Source organism: Halomonas salipaludis (assembly GCF_002286975.1).
GTDB classification, from domain to species: Bacteria; Pseudomonadota; Gammaproteobacteria; order Pseudomonadales; family Halomonadaceae; genus Franzmannia; species Franzmannia salipaludis.
The window spans coordinates 90,236-113,479 of sequence record NZ_NSKB01000005.1 but is presented as its reverse complement, the minus strand read 5'-3'; the positions used below and the strand labels follow the sequence as shown (position 1 = coordinate 113,479).

Genomic DNA, 23,244 nt, shown 5'->3' with positions numbered 1-23,244 from the left:
CTGTTGGGCACAGCTTGGATGGGCGCCATTCTAGCGCAGGTGGCGACCGCCATCGACCGGCAGCGTGATACCGGTGACGTAGCGATTGTCGAGCAGGTAGCGCAGGCTCTGGTAGATCACCCCGGGGCCGGGAATCATCTGCATCGCCGACTTGGCCTTGGCTTTCTCGGCATAGGCCTCATCGTCCCCCTGGCTGAGCATGATCAGCGCCGGGGCGATGGCGTTGACCTGGATGGCCGGCGCGTAAAGTGCGGCGAACGACAGCGTCAGGTTGTCGAGACCGGCCTTGGTGGCAGCATAGGCGGCGTGCTTCTTCGAGCCCTTGTGCACCACGAAGTCGGTGATGTGCACGATATCGCGCTGCGGCTCACTGCAGGCCTCGAGCAGCTCGCGGCAGTGCAGGTTGATCAGGTAGGGCGCCTGCATATGCACCCGGAACAGTCGCTCGAAGGTGGCACCGGCCTCGCTGCCGGTGCTGTCCGGCGCCCAGTCGCTGGCGTTGTGGACAATCGCCCGCAGCGACGGGGTGGCCTCCTTCAAGCGCGCGATGAAGTCGAGAATGCCCGCTTCGCTGGAGAAATCCGCAACCAGGGTGACCACGCCGCGCTGGCGCAGCGCCTCGAGCTCGGGACGCTCGCGACGATAGCTGATGATCAGCGCATGGCCGTCGTCGAGCAGCCGCTCGGCGCAGTGGCGACCGAGGCGCTGGGCGCCGCCGGTGATCAGGATCGGCGAGGCGCTCACTTCAAGGCCTCCCGCGACCTGACCAGGCTACCCACGGTAGGCACCAGCGGGTCGCGCGGTGCGTAGGCGAACACATCCGAGAACACCCGCGAAGCGTCGAGCCCCAGCGAAGCCAGCACGTCGATACAGGCGTAGACCATGCCCGGCGAGCCGGACAGATAGACGTCATGCCCCGAGACGTCCCTGAGGGTGCTGCCGAGTACCGCGTCGACCCGCCCCAGGTGGCCGCTGACGCTCTCGCCGTCGAACGGTTCCTCGGGGACGATCTCGCTGACCGCGTGGAAACGCACTCCGGGGTACTGGGCGGCCCACTCGCGGGGCAGCCACTCGAGGTAGAGGTCGCGGCGCTCGCGGGCCGCCCACCACAGGTCGATCTGGCGCGCCGGATCGGCGGCCAGCGCGGCCTCGACGATGGCCTTCATCTGGGCAAAGCCGGTCCCGGCAGCCACCAGCAACAGCGGCCGCGTGCTGTCCGGATCGAGTACGCAGTCGCCCCCCGGCAGGCGCAGGGTCAGGCGGCTGGCCTCCTGCATCAGCTCGCGCAGGCGCGCCGAGTTGTCGCGCTCCGGCCAGTGCTGGATATGCAGCTCGATCAGGCCGTCGCCGCGATGGGCATTGGCGATCGAGAACGGTACCCAGGTGGTGTCATCGAGCTTGAGCTCGAGGTACTGGCCAGGGGCGTGGTCGACGGCCTCGGCGCGGCCCTCCAGGCTCACGCGGAAGACATCGGGGGTGAGGTTCTCGACCTCGTCGACCAGGCAGGTCAGGGTGCGTGCCGTCATGGCGTCCTCTTGTCTGTGGTGGCATCCCCCGGCAGCGGAATACCGAGCGTTTCCCAGCGCGCCGTCACCGACTGCTTGACGCCCTCGTCCATGACGATCGGCGTACCCCACTCGCGGTCGGTCTCGCCTGGCCACTTGCTGGTGGCATCGAGGCCCATCTTGGAGCCGAGGCCGGCCACCGGCGAGGCGAAGTCGAGGTAATCGATGGGCGTGTTCTCGACCAGCACGGTGTCCCGCGCCGGATCCATGCGCGTGGTGATCGCCCAGATCACATCCTTCCAGTCGCGGGCGCTGACATCGTCGTCGAGCACCACCACGAACTTGGTGTACATGAACTGGCGCAGGAAGCTCCAGACGCCCATCATCACCCGCTTGGCATGCCCCGGATACTGCTTCTTCATGGTCACCACCGCCATGCGGTAGGAGCAGCCCTCCGGGGGCAGGTAGAAGTCGACGATCTCGGGGAACTGCTTGCGCAGGATCGGCACGAACACCTCGTTGAGGGCAAGGCCCAGGATCGCCGGCTCATCCGGCGGGCGGCCGGTGTAGGTCGAATGATAGATGGCGTCGCGACGCATGGTCATGCGTTCGACGCTGAACACCGGGAAGTGTTCGACCTCGTTGTAGTAGCCGGTGTGATCGCCGTAGGGGCCTTCGGGGGCCATGTCATCGGGATAGATGAACCCCTCGAGGATCACCTCGGCGGAAGCCGGTACCTCGAGATCGGCATGGCCGCACTTGATCAACTCGGTGCGCGAGCCCCGCAGGAGGCCGGCGAAGGCGTACTCGGAGAGCGAATCCGGCACCGGGGTGACCGCGCCGAGGATGGTCGCCGGGTCGGCGCCCAGCGCCACCGCCACCGGGAACGGCTGGCCGGGGTTGGCCTTCTGGAACTCCTGGAAGTCTAGCGCCCCGCCGCGGTGCGACAGCCAGCGCATGATCAGGCGATTCTTGCCCAGCTTCTGCTGGCGGTAGATGCCCAGGTTCTGGCGCTTCTTGTGTGGCCCGCGGGTCACCACCAGCGCCCAGGTCACCAGCGGCGCGGCATCCCCCGGCCAGCAGTGCTGGATCGGCAGGCGGTCGAGGTCGACCGCATCGCCTTCGAGGATCACCTCCTGCACCGGCGAGGAGCGCACTACCTTGGGCCCCATGCTCATGACCTGCTTGAAGATCGGCAGCTTGCTCCAGGCGTCGCGCATGCCCTTGGGCGGATCCGGCTCCTTGAGGAAGGCCAGCAGCTTGCCGACCTCGCTGAGCGCCTCCACCGAGTCCTCGCCCATGCCCAGCGCCACCCGATGCGGGGTGCCGAACAGGTTGCCGAGCAGCGGCATGTCGTGGCCCTTGACGTTCTCGAACAGCAGCGCCGGCCCGCCGGCGCGCAGGGTGCGGTCGCAGATCTCGGTGATCTCGAGATAGGGGTCGACCTCGGCGGTGACCCTCACCAGCTCGCCACGCGCCTCGAGCGCCGCGATGAAGTCGCGCAGGTCCTTGTACTTCATAGGCTTCCTGTTTCAAAAACGACGAAAGGGGCAGCATAGCATGCCACCCCTTCTCTTCGCCGCCGGCCAAGTCGTCCTTTACCACAGCCAACTCGGCCTATGCCCGCGGCTAATCCGTCGACAGGCCTTCGAGGAGGCGCTGTAAACCATCCCTGGGCGCTACCTTGCGCCCTGCTGCGCTCTCGCATCCTGCTCCGCTTGCAGGACCGGTGCTGGCCATCCATGGCCAGCCCGTTCGGAGCAGTGCTCCTCACCCATGGCGTAGAACCTCCTCGTAAACCTGTCGCCGGCGCCGCTCGCCTCGGTGGCCGAGGGATGCTGTTGCATGAACTCCTCGTAGCGGCACCGGGGGGAGGTGCAAGCGAAGCTCATTTTTCAGGGATGAAAAATGGAGCGCCCAGGGAAGGGTTCACAGCATCTTCGCGAGCCGCCTCCCGCCGGATTAGCCGCGGTGAAGATGGCAACGAGCTATTCGAAGACGCGGCGTTTCCCAGCGACTTTAGCGGGCCAACATTAACGCCGCTTCATGGCCTCGAAGAACTCGATATTGGTCTTGGTGTCCTTGAGACGATCGATGAGGAACTCAGTGGCCCCCATGTCATCCATCGGATTGAGCAGCTTGCGCAGGATCCACATGCGCTGCATCTCGTCCTCGGAGGCCAGCAGGTCCTCGCGGCGGGTACCGCTGCGGCGGATGTTGATCGCCGGGTAGACACGTTTCTCGGCCAGCTTGCGGTCGAGGTGCGCCTCCATGTTGCCGGTGCCCTTGAACTCCTCGAAGATCACCTCGTCCATCTTCGAGCCGGTATCGACCAGCGCGGTGGCGATGATGGTCAGGCTGCCGCCCTCCTCAATGTTGCGCGCGGCACCGAAGAAGCGCTTGGGCTTCTCCAGGGCGTGGGCGTCGACACCACCGGTGAGCACCTTGCCGGAGCTGGGTACCACGGTGTTGTAGGCCCGCGCCAGGCGCGTGATCGAGTCGAGCAGGATCACCACGTCCTTCTTGTGCTCGACCAGCCGCTTGGCCTTTTCGATCACCATCTCGGCGACCTGCACGTGGCGTGCCGGCGGTTCGTCGAAGGTCGAGGCGACCACCTCACCGCGCACCGTGCGCGACATCTCGGTGACCTCCTCGGGCCGCTCGTCGATCAGCAGCACGATCAGGTGACACTCGGGATTGTTGCGCGTGATCGAGGTGGCGATGTTCTGCAGCATCAGCGTCTTACCCGCCTTGGGCGGCGAGACGATCAGGCCGCGCTGGCCCTTGCCGATGGGCGCGGTCAAATCGATGATACGCGCGGTCAGATCCTCGGTGGAGCCGTTGCCGATCTCCATCACCATGCGCTCGTCGGGGAACAGCGGGGTGAGGTTCTCGAACAGGATCTTGTGCTTGGCGTTTTCCGGCTTGTCGAAGTTGATCTGATTGACCTTCAACAACGCAAAGTAACGCTCGCCCTCTTTGGGCGGACGAATCTTGCCGGAGATGGAATCGCCCTTGCGCAGGTTGAAGCGCCGTATCTGTGAGGGCGAGACATAGATGTCATCGGGCCCGGCCAGATAGGAGCTGTCGGCGCTGCGCAGGAAGCCGAAACCGTCCTGGAGTATCTCCAGTACGCCATCGCCATAGATATCTTCACCGCTCTTGGCGTGCTTCTTGAGAATGGCAAAGATAATGTCTTGCTTACGTGAGCGTGCGAGATTGTCGGCACCCATTTCCTGGGCGATTTCCAACAGTTCGGGCACGGTCTTTTGCTTGAGTTCGGTAAGATTCATCGGTTTGTTCAGAAATTGCTCGTGTCAGCGGGGCGCAGGAGCGCCGAAATAAGACAGGAGGCGGTGACGAAACGCCGCGTGGTGCGTTCAGAGCCCGGTGGGCATTCACTCTCGGGAGTCATTCGCCATTCGGCGTTTCCGCCAGGAAACGACAGAGACGATAGCAAGCGCGAGGGAAGCAATGTTCATGTCGCCTGAATAACGGCTCGGCAAATGGCTATCCATTATCCGGCACGGAATCAGCGGGCTGTCTGACGACTTGGAGTTGACCGCGACGCGGTCGGGAAGTATTCGGAACAGGCGAACGACTCGATGTTAGACAAGCCCAGCGGCAAACGCAAGCCCCTGCAGCGTTTACCGCTCGCCGCAGTGGATTGACAAGCATCGGGCGTCACCGCAACCTTGCACGATGCAGATGCAAGGATCTCCACATGCTTTCTGATTCGGCCACGCGCAGGATGCCCCGCGCCAGCGACACCGCCCGCCGCTTTGCCGCCATCGATCTTGGTTCCAACAGCTTTCACCTGCTGGTCGCCAACTACCAGGCCGGCCAGCTGCAGGTAGTGGCCAAGCTGGGCGAGAAGGTCCAACTGGCGGCCGGCCTCGACGACGATGGCCGCCTCAGCGAGGCCGCCATGCAGCGAGCCCTCGACTGCCTGGCGCGCTTCGCGCCCTTCATCGGCGACACCCCCGCCGAGCAGTTGCGCGTGGTCGGCACCAATGCCCTGCGCGCCGCCAGCAATAGCCGCGAGTTCATCGACCGTGCCGAGTCTCAGCTCGGCCACGGCATCGAAATCATCGCCGGCCGCGAGGAGGCGCGCCTGATCTACCTGGGCGCCGCCCACGCCCTGGCCGAGGTCCACGGCCGGCGACTGATCGTCGACATCGGTGGCGGTTCCACCGAGTACATCATCGGCGAGAACTTCGCGCCCCTGGCGCTGGAGAGCCTGCACATGGGCTGCGTGACCTATACACGGCGCTTCTTTGGCGACGGCGAGCTCAGCGAGAAGCGCTTTCGCCGCGCCGAGCTGGCAGCGCTATCGGAACTGGCCAACATTCGCCGCGCCTACCGCGCACTGGGCTGGGCCGACCCGGTCGGCTCGAGCGGCACCATCAAGGCCGCCGCCGCGGTGCTGGCGGCCAGCGACGAATGCCCCGAGGGGGTGATCGAGCGCGAGGCGCTGTTTAACCTGCGCAAACGCCTGATCAAGTGCAAGCGCCTCGACCAGGTGGCCATGGAGGGACTCAAGGAGGATCGCGCCGCGGTGTTCCCCGCCGGCATCGCGATCCTCTGCGCGACCTTCGAGGCCTTCGATATCACCCAGATGCGCTTCGCCGATGGCGCGCTGCGTGAGGGCGTGCTCTATGACCTGGTCGGGCGCAACACTGCCGAGGACTCGCGGCGCCAGACGCTGGCCACGCTGCGCAGTCGCTACGGCGTCGACCACGACCAGGCCCAACGCGTTGCCGCCAGTGCCAGGACGCTGTTCGACCAGGTCCGCACGACCTGGGCGCTGATCGACGAGCAGGCGCAGTTTCTCGACTGGGCCGCCCAGTTGCACGAGATCGGCCTGGCCATCTCGCACAGCCAGTTTCATCGCCACGGCGCTTACCTGCTCGACCACTCCGACCTACCCGGCTTCTCGCGCCCAGAGCAGCAGGTGCTGGCCTTCCTGGTGCGCGCCCACCGCCGCAAGTTTCCACTCAAGGAGCTCGACAACCTGCCCCAGGCGCTACAGCAGCCCTATGCGCGTCTGGCCAGGCTGCTGCGCCTGGCGGTGCTGCTCAACCACTCGCGCCCCGAAGCGCCAGCGTGCGGCATCGAGTTGGTGGCAGACGGCGACGGCCTGATTCTGACCCTCCATCAACCGCTGGACGACGCCGCGCTGCTGGTCACCGACCTCGAGCAGGAGGTCGAGTACCAGACCGCGGCGGGCTTCAGCCTGAGCCTGGTGGTGCCGGCGGCAACCTAAGCGCCCAGCCCGGCGCGCAGGGCACGGCAGCGCGCCCCGTATCATCGAGCACCGCCACCACCTCGCCGGCGTGCCACACCACCAGCAGCCGCTGGCGCTGCCAGGGCGGCAGCCCGGCCTCCTGAAGCAGCCGCTTGAGGTCACGACTGCCGCGCTGCGGCTGTGCCAAGCGCTCGCCGCCCCGGCGCCCGCTCACCTGCAGCCTAGGCTGCGCACCAGCCGCATGTGCCAGCCGGCAGGTGAACCGCCCTAGCGGGGTCTCGAGGGGCCGTTCGCCATCCCATTCCAGCTCCCAGCCATCGGGCAGCGACGGCGCCGCCCCCAGCAGATAGAGCGCCCCGCGCCAGCAGCGCGCCTCAGCGCCCGGCCACGCCACGCACACTTCGGCGTCGCCGCGGCTGCCAAGCTGTTCGAGCAGCGTTGTCAGGCGCGCGGCCGGCGGCATCGCCAGGCCCAGCGCCTGGCAGCAGTGGCGGATCAATAGACGCTGGCGGGGTGCCGATAGCGCCACCAGCGGCATGATCGGCAGCCGCTCCGCCACGCCACCGAGTGATGTCAGATCGAGCGACGCCAGATCCTCGAGCAGCGCGTCGGCTTCACCGGCCAGCTGTGCGGAACGCGCCAGCGATGCCGCGGCCTGCGGCCAGCGCGCTTCGAGCGCCGGCAGCAGGTCGTGGCGCAGGCGATTGCGGTCCAACCCGGTGTCGGTGTTGCTGGGGTCCTCGACCCAGCCGAGCTCGAGCCGACGGGCGGCCACCTCGAGGTCGGCCCGCGCCACGCCCAGCAGTGGGCGCCGCAGGTCGCGGCCTCGCCACACGCGATGCGGCGGCATGCCGGCCAGGCCACGCACGCCACTGCCGCGCAGCGCAGCAAGCAGAAAGGTCTCGGCCTGGTCGTCGCGGTGCTGGGCCAGCCACAGCGTCTCGCCCCGAGCCACCCGGCGGGCAAAGGCCGCATAGCGCGCCTCGCGGGCGGCCCCCTCCAGCCCCTGCCCGGCATCGAGCGCGACGCTCACCCGCTCGACCCACAGCGGCACCCCCAGCTGCGCGCAGAGCTGGCGGCAGTGGCGTTCGAAATCGTCGGCGACGGATTGTAGGCCGTGGTGAACATGCAGGGCGTGCAGCGGGCGGGGATGACGGCGACAAGCATCGGCGGCCAGGGTCAGCAGCAGCGAGGAGTCGAGTCCGCCGGAGAGCGCCACCCAGACAGCACGCCCCGGCGGGGTCTCTGCCAGGGCACAATCAATCGTAGCTTGCAGGGACATCAAGTACCCTCCAGCCTAGTGAGGCCGCTTCGAGCGCAGTCCCAGTCGAGCAGTTTCCTGATCGGAATAGAGGCGTTACGAGCGAAGCCAAGGCTAGGCCCGTTCCCGACGGGCCAACGCACTTCCCACATCCCTGTGGGTCGCAAGGCGGAAAAGACCGAAGCAGCGGAGTTTACGGGGTTGTAAATGAGCATGCTGAGATCTTTTCCAACGCCGTATTGGCGAGCGCAGTAGCCTCTAACCGATCAGGCTGGGGCGCCGTAGCTCATTAGGCGCTGATACCGCCGCTCCAGCAGGGCGTCGATATCCATGCTCTGCAGGCGCTCTAGGCTGCCCTGCAGGGCCTCCTTGACGCGGCTTGCGGTGGTCCTGGGATGGCGATGAGCGCCGCCCAGCGGCTCGGGAATCAGGGTGTCGACGAAGCCGAGCTCCTCGAGGCGCTCGGCGGTGATGCCCATGGCATGAGCGGCGTCGGAGGCCTTCTCGGCGCTCTTCCACAGGATCGAGGCGCAGCCCTCAGGGGAGATCACCGAATAAGTGGAGTACTGCAGCATCGCCAGCTCGTCGCATACGCCGATGGCCAATGCCCCGCCGGAGCCACCCTCGCCCACCACGGTGGCGATGATCGGCGTCTTGAGCCGTGACATTACTGCCAGGTTGTAGGCGATCGCCTCAGACTGGCCGCGCTCTTCGGCGTCGATGCCGGGATAGGCGCCCGGGGTGTCGATGAAGGTCAGCACCGGCATCTTGAAGCGCTCGGCCATCTCCATCAGGCGGCACGCCTTGCGGTAGCCTTCGGGGCGCGGCATGCCGAAGTTGCGACGCACCTTCTCCTTGACGTCGCGGCCCTTCTGGTGGCCGATCACCATCACCGGCTTGTCGTCGAGCCGTGCCACGCCGCCGACGATGGCGGCGTCGTCGGCGAAGTGCCGATCGCCGTGGAGCTCATCGAAGTCGGTAAAGACGTGTTCGAGGTAGTCGAGGGTGTAGGGGCGCTGGGGGTGGCGCGACAGCTGTGAGACCTGCCAGGCGCTGAGGTCCTTGAAGATCGACTCGGTGAGCTTCTTGCTCTTCTCCTCGAGCTTGGCGACCTCTTCGCTGATGTTGATCTTGCTGTCGTTGCCGACCAGCCGCAGCTCTTCGATCTTGGCCTGCAGTTCGGCGATGGGCTGTTCGAAATCGAGATAGTTGGGATTCATAGTGGCTAAGCCGCCTTGTCATTGCTGTCGCCGGGGATGGTGAGTGGTGCTCGCCCCGGCAGCCATAAAGTCGAGTGTCGGGCATTATCGCACCCTCAACGCGCTGCGCAAGGCAAGCCCATGATGAGTTCCATCGCCACACAGGGGCGCCGGGGATAGGGTGCCCGGCGCTGATCCGGCGGCAGGCCTTCGGGGAGGCGCTGTGACCCCATCCCTGGGCGCTACCTTGCGCCCTGCTTCGCTCTCGCATCCTGCTCCGCTTGCAGGACCGGGGCTGACCATCCATGGCCAGCCCGTTCGGAGGAATCCTCCTCACCCATGGCGCAAACCTCCCCTTCGACCTGCCCCCGGCGCGCCTCGCAGCCAAGGTGGTGAGTCCAGGCCCTGTCGAAAAGTCGGCGAGCGATGGTCAGACAAGGCAAAAAACGGACTGGACTCGCGCACGAGTCGTTTCTTAACGCCGTATGACCGAGCGCAGGCACTTTTCTTAGGCCTAGCGGTATTTCAAGCGCACGCCGTCCTGCCCCTCGACCTCGCGCAGGGCGATCAGCAGCTCGTCGCTGGGCGCCACCTTCCACTCCTCGGCCAGCTCCAGCCAGCCGCTAGCGTCCTGGTTGCGGTACTTGAGCCGCACCGGTAGGCCGCTGGCATCGCGGTGCGGGGTGAGGCTGTCGCGTAGGCTGGCCACCATGCGGCCGTTGGCGCGGGCGCCGTCCAGCGAGACTTCCACCGCCTGGCCGAACTTGCTGCGCGCCTCGACCATCGGCGTGATCTCCTTGCCGCGCAGGCGCAGGCCACCGGAGTAGTCGTCGCTCGACACCTCACCCTCGACGATCAGCACCTGGTCGGCGTCGATGCGCCCGCGCAGCTGGTCGAACAGCTCGCCGAACAGCGAGGCCTCGATGCGCCCGGTGCGGTCGTCGAGGGTGACGAAGGCCATGGTGTCGCCGCGCTTGGACTTCATGGTGCGCATCCCCACCACCAGGCCGGCAACCCGCTGCGGCTCCCGCGACGGCTTGAGGTCGCTGATGCGCGTCGAGACGAAGCGCTTGAGCTCCTGCTCGTACTCGTCGATGGGGTGGCCGGTGAGGTACAGCCCCAGGGTGTCCTTCTCGCCGGCCAGGCGTTCCTTGTCGGTCCACTCCCGGGCGGCGCGGTAGTCGGCATAGGCGTCGCCGGCCTCCTCGTCGACGAAGGCCTCGCCGAACATGTCGATCATGCCCAGGTTCTGGTTGCTGAGGTTCTGAGCAGCAGCCTTGAGTGCTGCCTCGAGTGCCGCGCTGAGTACGGCGCGACTGGGGCCGAGGTTATCCAGCGCCCCGGAACGGATCAGCGCCTCGAGGGTGCGCTTGTTCATGCGCTTGGGGTCGACCCGGCGGCAGAAGTCGAACAGGTCCTTGAAGGGCCCGTCGGCCTCACGGGCCTCGACGATAGCGCCGATGGGCCCCTCGCCAACGCCGCGAATCGCCCCCAGGCCGTAGACCACACGCCCCTCGGTATCCACGGTGAACTTGTAGCCGCCGACGTTGACGTCCGGCGGCGTCACGGTGAGCTTGAGGTTGCGGCACTCCTCGATCAGCGGCACCACCTTGTCGAGGTTGTCCATCTCGGTGGACATCACCGCCGCCATGAAGGGCCCGGGGTAGTGCGCCTTCAGCCATGCCGTTTGATAGGAGACCAGACCGTAGGCCGCCGAGTGCGACTTGTTGAAGCCGTAGCCGGCGAATTTCTCCACCAGGTCGAAGATATTGCCGGCCAGCTCCTTGTCGATGCCGTTGGCCGCACAGCCCTCCATGAAGCCGGCGCGCTGCTTGGCCATCTCCTCCGGCTTCTTCTTGCCCATGGCACGGCGCAGCATATCGGCCTGGCCCAGGCTATATCCCGCCAGCACCTGGGCGATCTGCATCACCTGCTCCTGGTAGAGGATGATGCCGTAGGTGGGCTCGAGCACCGTTTTCAGCCACTCGTGCTGGTAGTCCGGGTGCGGGTAGGAGATCTCAGCGCGACCGTGCTTGCGGTTGATGAAGTCGTCGACCATGCCCGACTGCAGCGGCCCCGGGCGGAACAGCGCGACCAGGGCGATCATGTCCTCCAGCGAATCGGGCAGCAGGCGCTTGATCAGCTCCTTCATGCCACGCGATTCGAGCTGGAACACCGCCGTGGTCTCGGCGCGCTTGAGCATCTCGAAGGTCGGCGCATCGTCGAGGGGGATGGTGTCGATGTCGAGCGGGCCTTCGCCCTTGACGGCGCGCACCTTGTCGACCATCTCCAGCGCCCAGTCGATGATGGTCAGTGTGCGCAGGCCGAGGAAGTCGAACTTGACCAGCCCGGCCTCCTCGATGTCGTTCTTGTCGAACTGTACCACCAGGCCATTGCCCTCCTCGTCGCACAGCAGCGGCGAGAAGTCGGTGAGCTTGGTGGGGGCGATCACCACCCCGCCGGCGTGCTTGCCGGTACCGCGGGTGATGCCCTCGAGCTTGAGCGCCATCTCCCAGATCTCGGCGGCCTCGTCGTCGTTGTCGACGAACTCCTTGAGCGCCGGCTCGGCCTCGATGGCCTTGGCCAGGGTCATGCCGACCTCGAAGGGGATCAGCTTGGAGAGCTTGTCGCCCAGCGAGTAGGGCCGCCCCTGGGCACGGGCCACGTCGCGGACCACCGCCTTGGCGGCCATGGTGCCGAAGGTGACGATCTGCGACACCGCGTTGCGACCGTAGCGCTCGGCCACATAGTCGATCACCCGGTCGCGCTTCTCCATGCAGAAGTCGACGTCGAAGTCGGGCATCGAGACCCGCTCGGGGTTGAGGAAGCGCTCGAACAGCAGGTCGTACTCCAGCGGGTCGAGATCGGTGATCTTCTGCGCGTAGGCCACCAGCGAGCCCGCCCCCGAGCCGCGCCCCGGGCCCACCGGCACGTCGTTGTCCTTGGCCCACTGAATGAAGTCCATCACGATCAGGAAGTAGCCGGGGAAGCCCATCTGGATGATGATGTTCAGCTCGAAATCGAGTCGCTCGCGATAGCGCTGGTCGATCTCGGCATATTCGGCGCCGTCGCGTGGGTATTTCTCCGCCGGGTAGAGGAAGTCGAGGCGCTCGGTGAGGCCGTCGTGGGAGATCTTGCGGAAGAACTCGTCCTGGGTCATGCCCTCGGGGATCTCGAACTCCGGCAGGAAGATCTCGCCCAGGCGTACGTCGACGTTGCAGCGCGCCGCAATCAGCACGCTGTTCTCCAGCGCCTCGGGAATGTCGGCGAACAGTTCGGCCATCTCCGCCGGGCTCTTGAGGTACTGCTCCTCGCTGTAGCGGCGCTCACGGCGGCGGTCGTCGAGCGCCTTGCCCTCGCCGATGGCGACTCGGGTCTCGTGGGCCCAAAACTCTTCGCGATCGAGGAAGCGCACGTCGTTGGTCGCCACCACCGGGGTGCCGCTCTGCTCGGCCAGGGCCACCGAGAGGTGCAGGCACTCCTCCTCGTACTGGCGCGAGGTGCGGGTCAGTTCGAGGTAGAAGCGCCCCGGGAAGTGGGCGTTCCAGTCGTCGAGCAGCGCGCGGGCCTCGTCGGGATGGTCGGCCAGCAAGTGGCGGCCGATCTCGCCCTCGCGGCCGCCGGAGAGCGCGATGAGCCCCTCGCTCTGCTCGAACACCCAGGCCTTGTCGAGAATCGCCAGCCCCTGGCGCTGGCCGTCGGTCCAGCCGCGGGAGATGAGCTCGGTAAGGTTGCGGTAGCCGACGTCGTTCATGGCCAACAGCGTCAGCCGATAGGGGTGGCCGGCGTCGTGGGGGTTATGCAGCCACAGGTCGCTGCCGATGATCGGCTTGAGGCCGGCGCCCTGGGCCGCCTTGTAGGCCTTGACCAGGCCGAACAGGTTGGCCTCGTCGGTGATCGCCGCGGCCGGCATGCCGCGCTCGGCGGTGACCTTGACCAGCGGTTTGAGGCGCACCAGGCCATCGACCAGGGAGTACTCGGTGTGAACGCGAAGATGAACGAAGGGCGTGGTCATGGTGGACTCAAGATTTGGCAATAAGTGGTACGGGTGAAAGTGCTCGTGCTGATCCAACGACAGTGAGGCCGACCCCGCTCGGGCTAATCCGGCGATAGGCCTGCGGGGGAGGCGCTGTGAATACGTCCATGTACGCTACCGATTCCTTCCCTGGAATCGGACCTCCCCTTCGGCCTATCCCCGGCGCCCTCGCTATCTGTATTGATTCGTTGACCTATAACAACGCCAGCTGGCGCTTGACCGGGCCGAAGGAGCGGCGGTGTTCGGGCAGCGCGCCGAGGCGCTCCAGGGCCGCCAGATGCTCGCGGGTCGGGTAGCCCTTGTGGCGAGCAAAACCGTAGTCGGGATGCCGGGCATCCAGCGCCGCCATGTCGGCGTCCCGGGCGACCTTGGCGAGTATCGAGGCGGCGGCGATGGCCGGATGGCGGGCATCGCCCTTGACCACCGCCTGGCCAGGAACATGATGCCCGGGCAGGCGATTGCCGTCCACCAGCAGGTATTCGGCGGCCGGCGCCAGGGCGTCGATGGCGCGGCGCATGGCCAGGTGGGTGGCGTGATAGATATTGAGTTCGTCGATCTCCTCAGCGCTGGCCTCGGCCACCGCGAAGGCCAACGCCCGCTCACGAATCTCGGCGTCCAGCGCCTCGCGGCGCTTGGCGCTGAGCGCCTTGGAGTCGTTGAGCCCCTCGACCGGGCGCGCCGGATCGAGGATCACCGCCGCCGCTACCACGCTGCCGACCAGCGGCCCGCGCCCCACCTCGTCGACCCCGGCCAGGCGCTCGCCGCGGTAGTCGACCACCAGTGGCGGCAGCGTCGCCTTCTTCACGACGGCACCTCGGCGATGGCCTCCGGCGCCACGCTGTCGGGCAGCGGGTCGCCGGCGATCAGCGCTGCGATGGCGTCCACCGCCCGCTCGCTGGCGCCGCGCTGCAGGCCGGCGTGCATCTCGGCAAAACGTGACTCGAGCACCGCGCGCCCCGCGGCGTCGGCAAGCATCGCATCGAGGCTGGAGGCGATCGCCTCGGGGCTGGCGGCGTCCTGGATCAGCTCGGGCACCAGCGCTTCCCCGGCGATCAGGTTGGGCAGCGAGATCCACTCGGTTTTGACCAGACGCTTGGCCAGCCAGTGGGTGGCCGGCGCCATCTTGTAGGCCACCAGCATCGGCCGATGGCACAGCATCGCTTCCAGCGCCGCAGTACCCGAGGCCAGCAGCACGGCATCCGCCGCCACCATGGCCTCGCGGGAGCAGCCGTCGAGCAGGGTCAGGCGTGTGGCCAGCGCCGGCCGCTCGTCGAGCAGCGCGGCGAGCTCGCGGCGCCGCTGCGGGGTCGCCGCCGGCACCACCAGCTGCAGCGCCGGTCGCGCCTGGCAGAGGCGCTCGGCGGCATCGAGAAAGGTGGCACCCAGGAAACGAATCTCGTTGGCCCGTGAGCCGGGCAGCAGCGCCAGCAGCTCGCCGTCTTCCTGCAGGCCGAGCTCGCGGCGCATCGCAGCGCGATCGGTCTCCAGCGGCAGGTCGTCGGCCAGTGGATGGCCGACGAAGGCCACCGGTACGCGATGGCGGGCATAGAAGGCCGCCTCGAAGGGCAGGAAGGTGAGCATGGCATCCACCGACTTGGCGATGCCCTTGACCCGGCCCTGACGCCAGGCCCATACCGAGGGGCTGACGTAGTGGGCGGTGGTGATACCGGCCTCGCGCAGTTGGCGCTCCAGGCCGAGGTTGAAATCCGGCGCGTCGATGCCGAGCATGATGTCGGGCTGCCAGGCCAGTGCATCGCGTCGCAGTTCACGACGCACGCCGATCAGCCGTGGCAGGTGCTTGAGCACCTCGACCAGGCCCATGACCGAGAGGGTCTCCAGCGGGTAGCGGCTATCGATGCCCTCGGCCAGCATGCGCGGGCCGCCGATACCGCGAAAGGCCACCCCGGGATAGCGCGCCTTGAGCGCACGCATCAGGCTGGCGCCGAGGATATCGCCGGACAGCTCGCCGGCGACCAGATAGACCTTGAGCGCGGTGCCGTCCATAAACGCGGGGCCTTGCATGCCTAGCGGGTGATGCCGCGGGTGGCCACTTCGATGGAGGCGATGAAGGTATCGACCTCCGGCAGTTCATAGCGGCGGCGGATTTCGGCGAGGGCCTGCTCGACGGTGAGCCCCTGGCGATAGACCAGCTTGTAGGACTCGCCGAGAGCCTTGAGCGCTTCCTTGGAGAAACCACGCCGCTTGAGGCCGATGAGGTTGAGGCCGTGGGCCTCGGCGGGATTGCCGTTGATCATCACGAAGGCCGGGGTGTCCTTGGTGATGATCGAGCCGCCGCCGGCCATGGCGTGGGTGCCGAAGTGGCAGAACTGATGCACCGCCGAGAGCCCGCCGAGGATCGCGAAGTCGCCCAGCTTGACGTGGCCGGCCAGAGTCACCTGGTTGGCCAGGATGCAGTCGCTGCCGATCACGCAGTCGTGGCCAACGTGGGCATAGGCCATGAACAGGTTGCGCGAGCCAATGGTGGTCTCGCCGCGATCCTGTGCCGTACCGCGGTGCAGGGTCACCCCCTCGCGGATGACGTTGTCGTCACCCATCACCAGGCGGGTCGGCTCGCCGGCGTACTTCTTGTCCTGGCAGTCCTCGCCCACCGAAGCGAACTGGAAGATGCGCGTACGTGCACCGAGCACGGTGGGACCCTTGACCACCACGTGGGGGCCAATCTGCGAACCGGGGCCGATCTCGACGTCGGCGCCGATCACGCTGAACGGGCCGACATCGACGTCGTCGGCGAGCCGAGCGGCAGGGTCAACGAGCGCGGTGGGATGAATCAAGCGACCTTCCTCTCGGCGCAGATGATTTCAGCCTCGCAGGCGAGTTCGCCGTCGACGCTGGCGCGGCAGGCGAACTTCCAGATGCCGCGCTTCTCGCGGATCACCTTGGCTTCGATATGCAGCCGGTCACCGGGCATTACCGGGCGCTTGAAGCGCACATTGTCGCTGCCCACCAGGTAGTAGACATAGCCGTCGGCAGGTAGTTTGTTGACGGTCTTGAAGCCCAGGATACCGCACGCCTGGGCCATCGCCTCGATAACCAGCACGCCAGGCATGATTGGATGGTGCGGGAAATGGCCGTTGAAGAAAGGCTCGTTGATGCTGACATTCTTGTAGCCGCGGATCAGTTCGCCGAGTTCCAGTTCGGTGACGCGATCGATCAGCAGAAAAGGGTAGCGGTGAGGCAGATACTCACGAATCTCGTTGATGTCCATTACCATCGATGCGACCTCTGAAATAGCGGAACGGCTCACCTCGGTGAGCATGCAGTGGCGGCGGGCGCCTCCCTGGCCGGGACAGCGATTATACCGGCAGACTGACGAGACTCAACGGCCGCCTTGATGCTTTTCCAGGCGTACCAGCCGCTTGGCGATATCATCGAGCTGCTTGAAACGCACGGCATTCTTGCGCCACTGAGTGTTGTTCATGGCGCCAGTGCCGGAGGAGTAAATGCCCGGCTCACTGATGGAATTGGTGACCAGGCTCATGCCGGTGACCTGCACGCCGTCGCAGATCGTCAGGTGGCCCGACAGGCCAACGCCGCCGCCCAGCATGCAGTGCTTGCCGACCTTGGTGGAGCCGGCGATGCCGACGCAGCCGGCCAAGGCGCTGTGGTCGCCGATCTGCACGTTGTGGGCGATCTGCACCTGGCTGTCAATCTTGACGTCGTTGCCGATCAGGGTATCGCCCAGCGCACCGCGATCGATACTCGAACAGCTGCCGACTTCCACGTCGTCGCCAAGCACCACGCCGCCGAGCTGGGCAATCTTGTGCCAGCGGCTGCCATCGTGGGCAAAGCCGAAACCGTCGCCGCCGATCACGCAGCCACTGTGCAGGATGGCACGCTCACCGATCACCACCGCGTGGCAGACGGTGACGTTGGCATGCAGCCGTGAATCGGCACCGATGCGGCTGTCGGCGCCGACCACGCTGCCCGGCCCAATGACCGTGCGATCACCGATCACCGCGCCGGCTTCGATCACCGCCTGAGGGCCGACCTGGACATCGACGCCCAGCGATACGCCGGCCTCGATCACCGCCGAGTCATGTATGCCCTGGGCGGGGCGATTGGCCAGCGGATCGAACAGCCGCGACAGCTCGGCGTAGCCGAGATAGGGGTTATCGAGGGTCAGGCAGGCGACCGGGCACTCTCCGGCATAGCTGGGGTGCAGCAGCACTGCCGCCGCCCGAGTGCCGGCCAGGTGCTTGAGGTAGGCCTTATTAGCGAGAAAGCTGATCTCGTCGGGACCGGCATCGCTGAGCGTGGCCAGACCAGCGACCTGTCGGCTGCCATCACCGACCATCTCGGCGCCCAGGCGCTCGGCAAGCTCGTGCAGCGTGTAGCGGTGAGAGATGGCGTCGATCATGGAACCTGGGTCGGCTGCAAGAGGCAGGGACCCGCCCTCAACGGGCGGGCGCTCAGTTCATCGAGTCGAGGATCTCGGTGACTTCATCGGTAAGATTCATCAGATCTTGATTGGTATTGATGATGCCATTGATATCCATCAGCACGTCGATACCGTGGCGCGTCATGACCTCGTCCACGGCACGCTCCAGCTTGGGCTCGGCGTCCTGCAGGAAGGCCTGCTCGGCCTGCTGCTGGGCCTGCATGATCTGCTGCCGCAGCTCGACGAACTGCTGCTCCTTCTGCTGCCCTTCCTGCATCAGCGATTGGCGCTCGCTGTCGGACATCACCGCACCGTCCTGCTGCAGGCGCTCCTGAAGCTGCTGCAGTTCCTGGCCCAGCGACTGGGCCTGCTGCTGCTGGTTGCCGATCTGGCTCTCGAGCTGGCTCATCGACTGCTGGGCGGCGCGGGTTTCCATCAGCGCCTGGCGCCAGTCCACCACCGCCACTTCTGCCGCCTGGGCGGCCGAGGCGAACAGGCCAAGCAGCCCCAGAGAGATGACTCCCATTACCTTACGCATCACACCACTCTCCTGAAAAACGTGTCGCATCTAGACTCTCCATGGTACCCGGCTTAGAAGGTCTGGCCCAGCGAGAACTGGAAGAACTGGGTATCGTCGCCATCCTTGTCGTTGAGCGGCTCGGCGATACTGAAGGTCAGCGGCCCCACTGGGGTCAGCCACGACAGGCCGATACCCACACTGTAGCGCAGCTCGCCTAAATCGACGCCTGACTCGCAGCGCGACTGGTCGCCGTCGAGGACTTCGTAGCAGTCGGTCAGGAAGGTGTTGCCGGCATCGAAGAAGAAGCCGGTCTGCACCGAGCGCTGATCTTCCATGAACGGCGTCGGGAACAGCAGCTCGGCCGAGCCCTCGACCAGCACGTTGCCGCCCAGGGTGCGGTCATTGCCGCCACCACGGGGAGTGGTGCGCGGCCCCAGGGTGTTGCCGGTGAAGCCGCGTACCGAGCCCAGGCCGCCGGAGAAGAAGTTCTCGTAGAACGGATAGGGGTCGTTGCCGATGGTGTCGGCATAGCCCAGGGTGCCGCCGAACTTCAGCGACCAGTCGTTGTTGAGCTCGAACAGCTGCTGGGCGCGGGCACGCAGCTTGTAGTACTCGGCGTCGCTGCCGGGCGCGGCGGTTTCCAGCGAGATGCGCTGGTAGTTGCCGGCAGTCGGCATCACGCCGCGATTGAGGTTGTTGCGCGTCCAGCTGGCGGTGAGCTTGAGGCTCTGGGCACCGGCGCCCTGATCATCGACGTAGCGCACGATTTCCGAGGCGGTGTCGTTGTAGGTCTGGACCGTCAGGTCCTCGACCGTGGCGCCGAAGTTGAGGCGCGCCAGCTCGTTGATCGGATAACCGAAGTTGATCCCCGCGCCGTAGGCATCGGTGGAGTAGGTCGAGATATCCGAGTCTTCGTAGTCGGTCTCGCGGTAGTAGAGGTTATAACCGCGCGAGATGCCGTCCAGGGTCCAGTAGGGATCGGTGAAGCCGAAGTTGAGGCTGGTAAAAGTGTCGCTGCGCTGGGCACCGACGTTGACCCGGTTACCGCTGCCCAGGAAGTTGTTCTGTGACAGCGCCGCGCCGTAGATCACACCGGCGCTCTGCGAGAAGCCGACGCTGGCCGAGATCGAGCCCGAGGGCTGCTCCTCGACGTTGTAGGTCACGTCGAGCAGGTCGCTCTCGCCGGGCACCGGCTGGGTGTCGACGTCGACCTGGCGGAAGAAGCCCAACCGCTCGAGGCGCTGGCGCGACTGGCGAATCTGGTCGGTGGAGGCCGGCGCGCCCTCCATCTGGATCATCTCGCGGCGCAGCACTTCGTCTTCGGTGGTGGTATTGCCTTCGAAGTTGATGCGCCGCACATAGGCGCGCTGGCCAGAATTGACGTTGAAGACCACGTCCACCGTCTCGCCGTCGCCGGACGGCTGGGGGCGGGCATCGACGTTGGCGAAGGCGAAGCCTTCAGCGCCGAGACGCGAACGCAGCGCCTCGGAGGAGGCGGTGATATCGCTGCGCGAGAAGATCTCGCCGCGCTCGGCGGTGATCAGTTCGCGGGCCTCGGACTCGGGAATCTGCATATCGCCGGCGAAGCGAATGTTGCCGAGACGGAACTGCTGCCCCTCGTCGACGTTGGCGGTAATGAAGATCTCCGACTTGTCGGGGCTGATCGAGACTTGGGTCGAGGCGATATCGAAATTCACGTAACCGCGGTCCAGGTAGTAGGAGCGCAGCCGCTCGAGGTCGCCTGACAGCGCCTCGCGGGAGTATTCGTCGCGGGAGAACCAGCCGAAGAAGCGGCCCGGGCGGTCATTGAGCTCGAACTGGTCGCGCAGGGTATCGTCGTCGAAGGCCTGGTTGCCGACGATGTTGATCTGGCGAATCGAGGCCACCGCGCCTTCGTTGATATCGACGTTGACCCGCACCCGGCTTGCGTCGATCTCGTCGACACTGGTCTCGATGCGCGCGCTGTAGCGCCCCTGGGCCTGGTAGACCTGCTCCAGCTCGCGCTGGATCTCCTCGAGGGTGGAGAGCTGCAGCACCTGGCCCTCGGCGAGCCCGGCCTCGCTCAGTCCCTGACGCAGATCGTCTTCGGAGATCTGCGAGTTGCCGGTGATGCTCAGCGCGGTGATAAAGGGGCGTTCGACCACCTGGATGATCAGGATATCGCCGTCGCGGGCCAGCTGGACATCGTCGAACAGACCGGTGGCGAACAGCTCGCGGGCGGCGTCGGCCAACTCGCGCTCATCGACGCGCTCGCTGGTGGTGACGGGGAAGGCATTGAACACGGAGGCTGCAGAAACTCGCTGCAGGCCCTCTACGCGGATGTCGGAAACATTGAAAGAGTCTGCCAGCGCTACCTGGGCGCTGGTAAGCAGCAGCGCCGCCAATCCGATGGTCTTGAGTTTCATGCAGTCGATTCGCTCGAGTTGGTCTGCCCGCGTGTGGAACAGGCACCATATACATTTGTGCAGGGTTCTGACAAGCCGAAGGCCGCCGAACCCCGCCGCGGGTCGTGTGTCACCATAGCCGCATCAGGTCGAAATACAGCGCCATCAGCATCAGACTGCCGACCAGTGCCACGCCGATGCGCAGCCCCATGGCCTGGACGCGTTCCGATACCGGCTTGCCGCGCACCGCCTCGACGGCATAGTAGACCAGATGGCCACCGTCGAGGATCGGAATCGGCAACAGGTTGAGAATCGCTAGGCTGATCGAGAGATAGGCCAGGAAGCTGACGAAGGTCTCGAGGCCGGTACGCGCCGAGTCGCCGGCCACCCGGGCGATGGTGATCGGCCCGGAGAGGTTCGACGGCGAGATCAGGCCGACGAACATCTTGCGAATGGCATCGACGGTGAGCAGCGACATCTCGCCAGTGCGCGACAGCGACTGCCCCACCGCGGCCAGCGGCCCATAGCGGATTTCGCGACGATACTCCTCGGGCCACTCCACCGGCTCGGCACCGGCACCGATATAGCCGATCACCACGCCATCCTCCAGCTCATTGCGCCCTGGGGTCAGCTCGACGGCCAGGGTCTGGCCATTCCGCTCCACCTCCAGGGCCAGCGACGACTCGGGGCTGGCGCGCACCAGGTCGACGAAGTGCAGCCAGTCGTCCACCGCCTCGCCGTCCACGCTGAGCACCCGGTCACCGGGCTGCAGCCCGGCCTGGCCAGCGGCCTCGCCATCCAGCACCTGGCCCAGCACCGCCGGAAACGACGGCCGCCACGGCTCGAGCCCCAGGCTCGGCAGCGGCTGCGGCGGATCCTGACGCACCAGCCAGTTGTCCACCGGCAGCTGATAGTCGCGGGCGCTGCTGCTGCCCTCGTCGCGGGCGCTGAACGACAGCGCACCGCTGTGGCCGATGGCCGCCACCAGCTTGAGGTTGATCTCGTCCCAGGAGCGCACCGCATCTCCCTGCACGGCGACAATCTCCTGGCCGGGCGTGAGCCCGCCCTGTTCCGCCGGCGAGCCCGGGGCCACGCTGCCCACCACCGGCGCCACCGTGGTGGTGCCGACCACGAACATTAGCCAGTAGGCGACGATCGCCAGCAGGAAGTTGGCCAGCGGGCCGGCGGCCACGATGGCGATGCGCTGCCACACCGTCTTGCGGTTGAAGGCCTGGTCCTGCTCGGCGGGGTCCACCGGGCCTTCGCGCTCGTCGAGCATCTTGACGTAGCCGCCCAGCGGGATCGCCGCCACGGCAAACTCGGTGCCGTGGCGATCGACCCGCGACCACAGCGGCTTGCCGAAGCCCACCGAGAAGCGCAGCACCTTGACGCCGCAGCGCCGCGCCACCCAGAAGTGGCCATACTCATGAAAGGTGATCAGCACGCCGAGAACCACGATCACCGCCAGGATGTTCTGTATCACGCCCATCTAGATCGTCTCCTCGAGCATCCGCACCAGGATTGCCTGGGCGGTCTGTCGCGCCTGGCGATCCTCGTCGAGAATCGTCGCCAGTTCATCTGCCGGCAGCACCGGACGGGCATCACGCACCCTCGCCACCAGTTCGGCGACAGCGGTAAACGGCAACCGGCCGGCGAGAAAGGCATCTACCGCCACCTCGTTGGCCGCATTGAGCACCGCCGGCGCCGTGCCGCCAGCGGCCATCGCCTCGCGGGCCAGGCGCAGGCAGGGGAAGGCCATCTCATCCGGCGCCTGGAAGTCGAGCCGCGCCACCTGGAACAGGTCGAGCGGCTCGACGCCGGCGTCGATGCGCTGCGGCCAGGCCAGCCCGTAGGCGATCGGCGTGCGCATATCGGGGTTACCCAGCTGGGCAATCACCGAGCCGTCGCTATAGGCGGCCATGGAGTGGATCACGCTCTGCGGGTGGACCACCACCTGCACCTGCTCGGGCCGCGCATCGAACAGCCAACACGCCTCGATCAGCTCGAGCCCCTTGTTCATCAGCGTCGCGCTGTCCACCGAGATCTTGCGGCCCATCGACCAGTTGGGATGAGCGCAGGCCTGGGCCGGGGTCACCTCGGCCAGCTGCGCCGGCGTCCAGCCCAGGAAGGGCCCGCCAGACGCGGTCAACAGCAGTTGGGTGACACCGTGGCGCGCGAGCCCACCGCGGTGCTCAGCGGGTAGACACTGGTAGATGGCATTATGTTCGGAATCGATCGGCAGCAAGGTCGCGCCGTGGGTCGCCACGGCGTCCATGAACAGCGCCCCGCTCATCACCAGCGCTTCCTTGTTGGCCAGCAGCACGCGCTTGCCGGCGCGCACCGCGGCCAGCGTCGGCAGCAGCCCGGCGGCGCCGACGATGGCTGCCATCACCACGTCGACCTCGCTGGCCTCGGCGACCTCAACCAGCGCCGCCTCGCCGGCCCGGGCCTGGGTGTCGAGCCCCGCCGCGGCCAGCCGCTCGCGCAGCCAGGCGGCATCGGCCTCATCGGCCAGCACCGCCACCGCTGGACGGTGCCGCTGGCACAGCGCCAGCAGCGCCTCCCGCGAGGTGTGGGCGGTCAAGGCGTGCAGGCGGTAGCGGTCGGGATGGCGGGCGATCACGTCCAGGGTGCTGGTGCCGATCGAGCCGGTGGCACCCAGCACGCTGACGCACTGCACGGCGGCGCTCAT

At 66.5% G+C, this 23,244-nt stretch carries 17 protein-coding genes; 1 reads left to right on the top strand and 16 read right to left on the bottom strand.

From position 1 onward, the window contains the following. Positions 1-30 precede the first annotated feature (30 nt). The 4 genes from folM to rho form a co-directional block, all read right to left on the bottom strand. Positions 31-744, bottom strand: coding sequence for a dihydromonapterin reductase (gene folM / locus CK498_RS13685; RefSeq protein WP_095621433.1), 714 nt, complete (start codon positions 742-744; stop codon positions 31-33). Further along, entirely contained in the window at positions 741-1,526 is a 786-nt protein-coding gene (locus tag CK498_RS13680; protein ID WP_095621432.1) for an NAD(P)H-flavin reductase, read from the bottom strand. The genes folM and CK498_RS13680 overlap by 4 nt, the downstream gene beginning before the upstream one ends. Then, positions 1,523-3,025: a 4-hydroxy-3-polyprenylbenzoate decarboxylase gene (gene ubiD, locus CK498_RS13675; protein ID WP_095621431.1), complete on the bottom strand. Its 1,503-nt coding sequence runs from the start codon at positions 3,023-3,025 to the stop codon at positions 1,523-1,525. The genes CK498_RS13680 and ubiD overlap by 4 nt, the downstream gene beginning before the upstream one ends. Before the next feature lie 513 nt (positions 3,026-3,538). Further along, the gene (gene rho / locus CK498_RS13670; protein ID WP_076746309.1) at positions 3,539-4,798 is read right to left on the bottom strand and encodes a transcription termination factor Rho; all 1,260 of its coding nucleotides are present in this window, start codon (positions 4,796-4,798) and stop codon (positions 3,539-3,541) included. 431 nt (positions 4,799-5,229) lie between these two features. Between rho and ppx the strand changes: the two genes are divergently transcribed. Further along, positions 5,230-6,771: an exopolyphosphatase gene (gene ppx / locus CK498_RS13665; protein WP_095621430.1), complete on the top strand. Its 1,542-nt coding sequence runs from the start codon at positions 5,230-5,232 to the stop codon at positions 6,769-6,771. Here the strand turns inward: ppx and tilS are convergent. The 12 genes from tilS to ispC all read right to left on the bottom strand — a co-directional run bounded on the left by tilS (position 6,737) and on the right by ispC (position 23,244). Then, on the bottom strand, positions 6,737-8,035 hold the full coding sequence (gene tilS / locus CK498_RS13660) for a tRNA lysidine(34) synthetase TilS (RefSeq protein WP_095621429.1): 1,299 nt from the start codon (positions 8,033-8,035) through the stop codon (positions 6,737-6,739). The two genes, ppx and tilS, sit on opposite strands and share 35 nt — an antisense overlap. A gap of 245 nt (positions 8,036-8,280) precedes the next feature. Beyond that, positions 8,281-9,234, bottom strand: a complete 954-nt coding sequence (gene accA / locus CK498_RS13655) for an acetyl-CoA carboxylase carboxyl transferase subunit alpha (RefSeq protein ID WP_095621428.1) — start codon at positions 9,232-9,234, stop codon at positions 8,281-8,283. 493 nt (positions 9,235-9,727) lie between these two features. Beyond that, positions 9,728-13,228, bottom strand: coding sequence for a DNA polymerase III subunit alpha (dnaE, locus tag CK498_RS13650; protein ID WP_095621427.1), 3,501 nt, complete (start codon positions 13,226-13,228; stop codon positions 9,728-9,730). 214 nt (positions 13,229-13,442) lie between these two features. Then, a complete protein-coding gene (rnhB, locus tag CK498_RS13645; RefSeq protein WP_095621426.1) occupies positions 13,443-14,054 on the bottom strand; it encodes a ribonuclease HII in 612 nt (203 codons plus the stop codon). Further along, the gene (lpxB, locus tag CK498_RS13640) at positions 14,051-15,253 is read right to left on the bottom strand and encodes a lipid-A-disaccharide synthase (protein ID WP_095621425.1); all 1,203 of its coding nucleotides are present in this window, start codon (positions 15,251-15,253) and stop codon (positions 14,051-14,053) included. The genes rnhB and lpxB overlap by 4 nt, the downstream gene beginning before the upstream one ends. 20 nt (positions 15,254-15,273) lie before the next feature. Next, positions 15,274-16,041 (bottom strand): acyl-ACP--UDP-N-acetylglucosamine O-acyltransferase, encoded by a 768-nt coding sequence (gene lpxA, locus CK498_RS13635; protein WP_095621424.1) that lies wholly within the window; start codon positions 16,039-16,041, stop codon positions 15,274-15,276. Beyond that, positions 16,038-16,481 carry a 3-hydroxyacyl-ACP dehydratase FabZ gene (fabZ, locus tag CK498_RS13630; RefSeq protein ID WP_095621766.1) on the bottom strand — a complete coding sequence of 148 codons (444 nt, stop codon included), beginning with the start codon at positions 16,479-16,481 and terminating at the stop codon, positions 16,038-16,040. Before fabZ ends, lpxA begins: the two co-directional genes overlap by 4 nt. Before the next feature lie 105 nt (positions 16,482-16,586). After that, positions 16,587-17,627, bottom strand: a complete 1,041-nt coding sequence (gene lpxD / locus CK498_RS13625) for a UDP-3-O-(3-hydroxymyristoyl)glucosamine N-acyltransferase (RefSeq protein WP_095621423.1) — start codon at positions 17,625-17,627, stop codon at positions 16,587-16,589. Positions 17,628-17,679: 52 nt separating this feature from the next. After that, positions 17,680-18,186 carry an OmpH family outer membrane protein gene (locus tag CK498_RS13620; protein ID WP_095621422.1) on the bottom strand — a complete coding sequence of 169 codons (507 nt, stop codon included), beginning with the start codon at positions 18,184-18,186 and terminating at the stop codon, positions 17,680-17,682. Between the two features lie 53 nt (positions 18,187-18,239). Further along, positions 18,240-20,573, bottom strand: coding sequence for an outer membrane protein assembly factor BamA (gene bamA, locus CK498_RS13615; RefSeq protein ID WP_229359071.1), 2,334 nt, complete (start codon positions 20,571-20,573; stop codon positions 18,240-18,242). 109 nt (positions 20,574-20,682) lie between these two features. Then, a complete protein-coding gene (gene rseP, locus CK498_RS13610; protein ID WP_095621421.1) occupies positions 20,683-22,041 on the bottom strand; it encodes a sigma E protease regulator RseP in 1,359 nt (452 codons plus the stop codon). Further along, on the bottom strand, positions 22,042-23,244 hold the full coding sequence (gene ispC, locus CK498_RS13605) for a 1-deoxy-D-xylulose-5-phosphate reductoisomerase (RefSeq protein WP_095621420.1): 1,203 nt from the start codon (positions 23,242-23,244) through the stop codon (positions 22,042-22,044).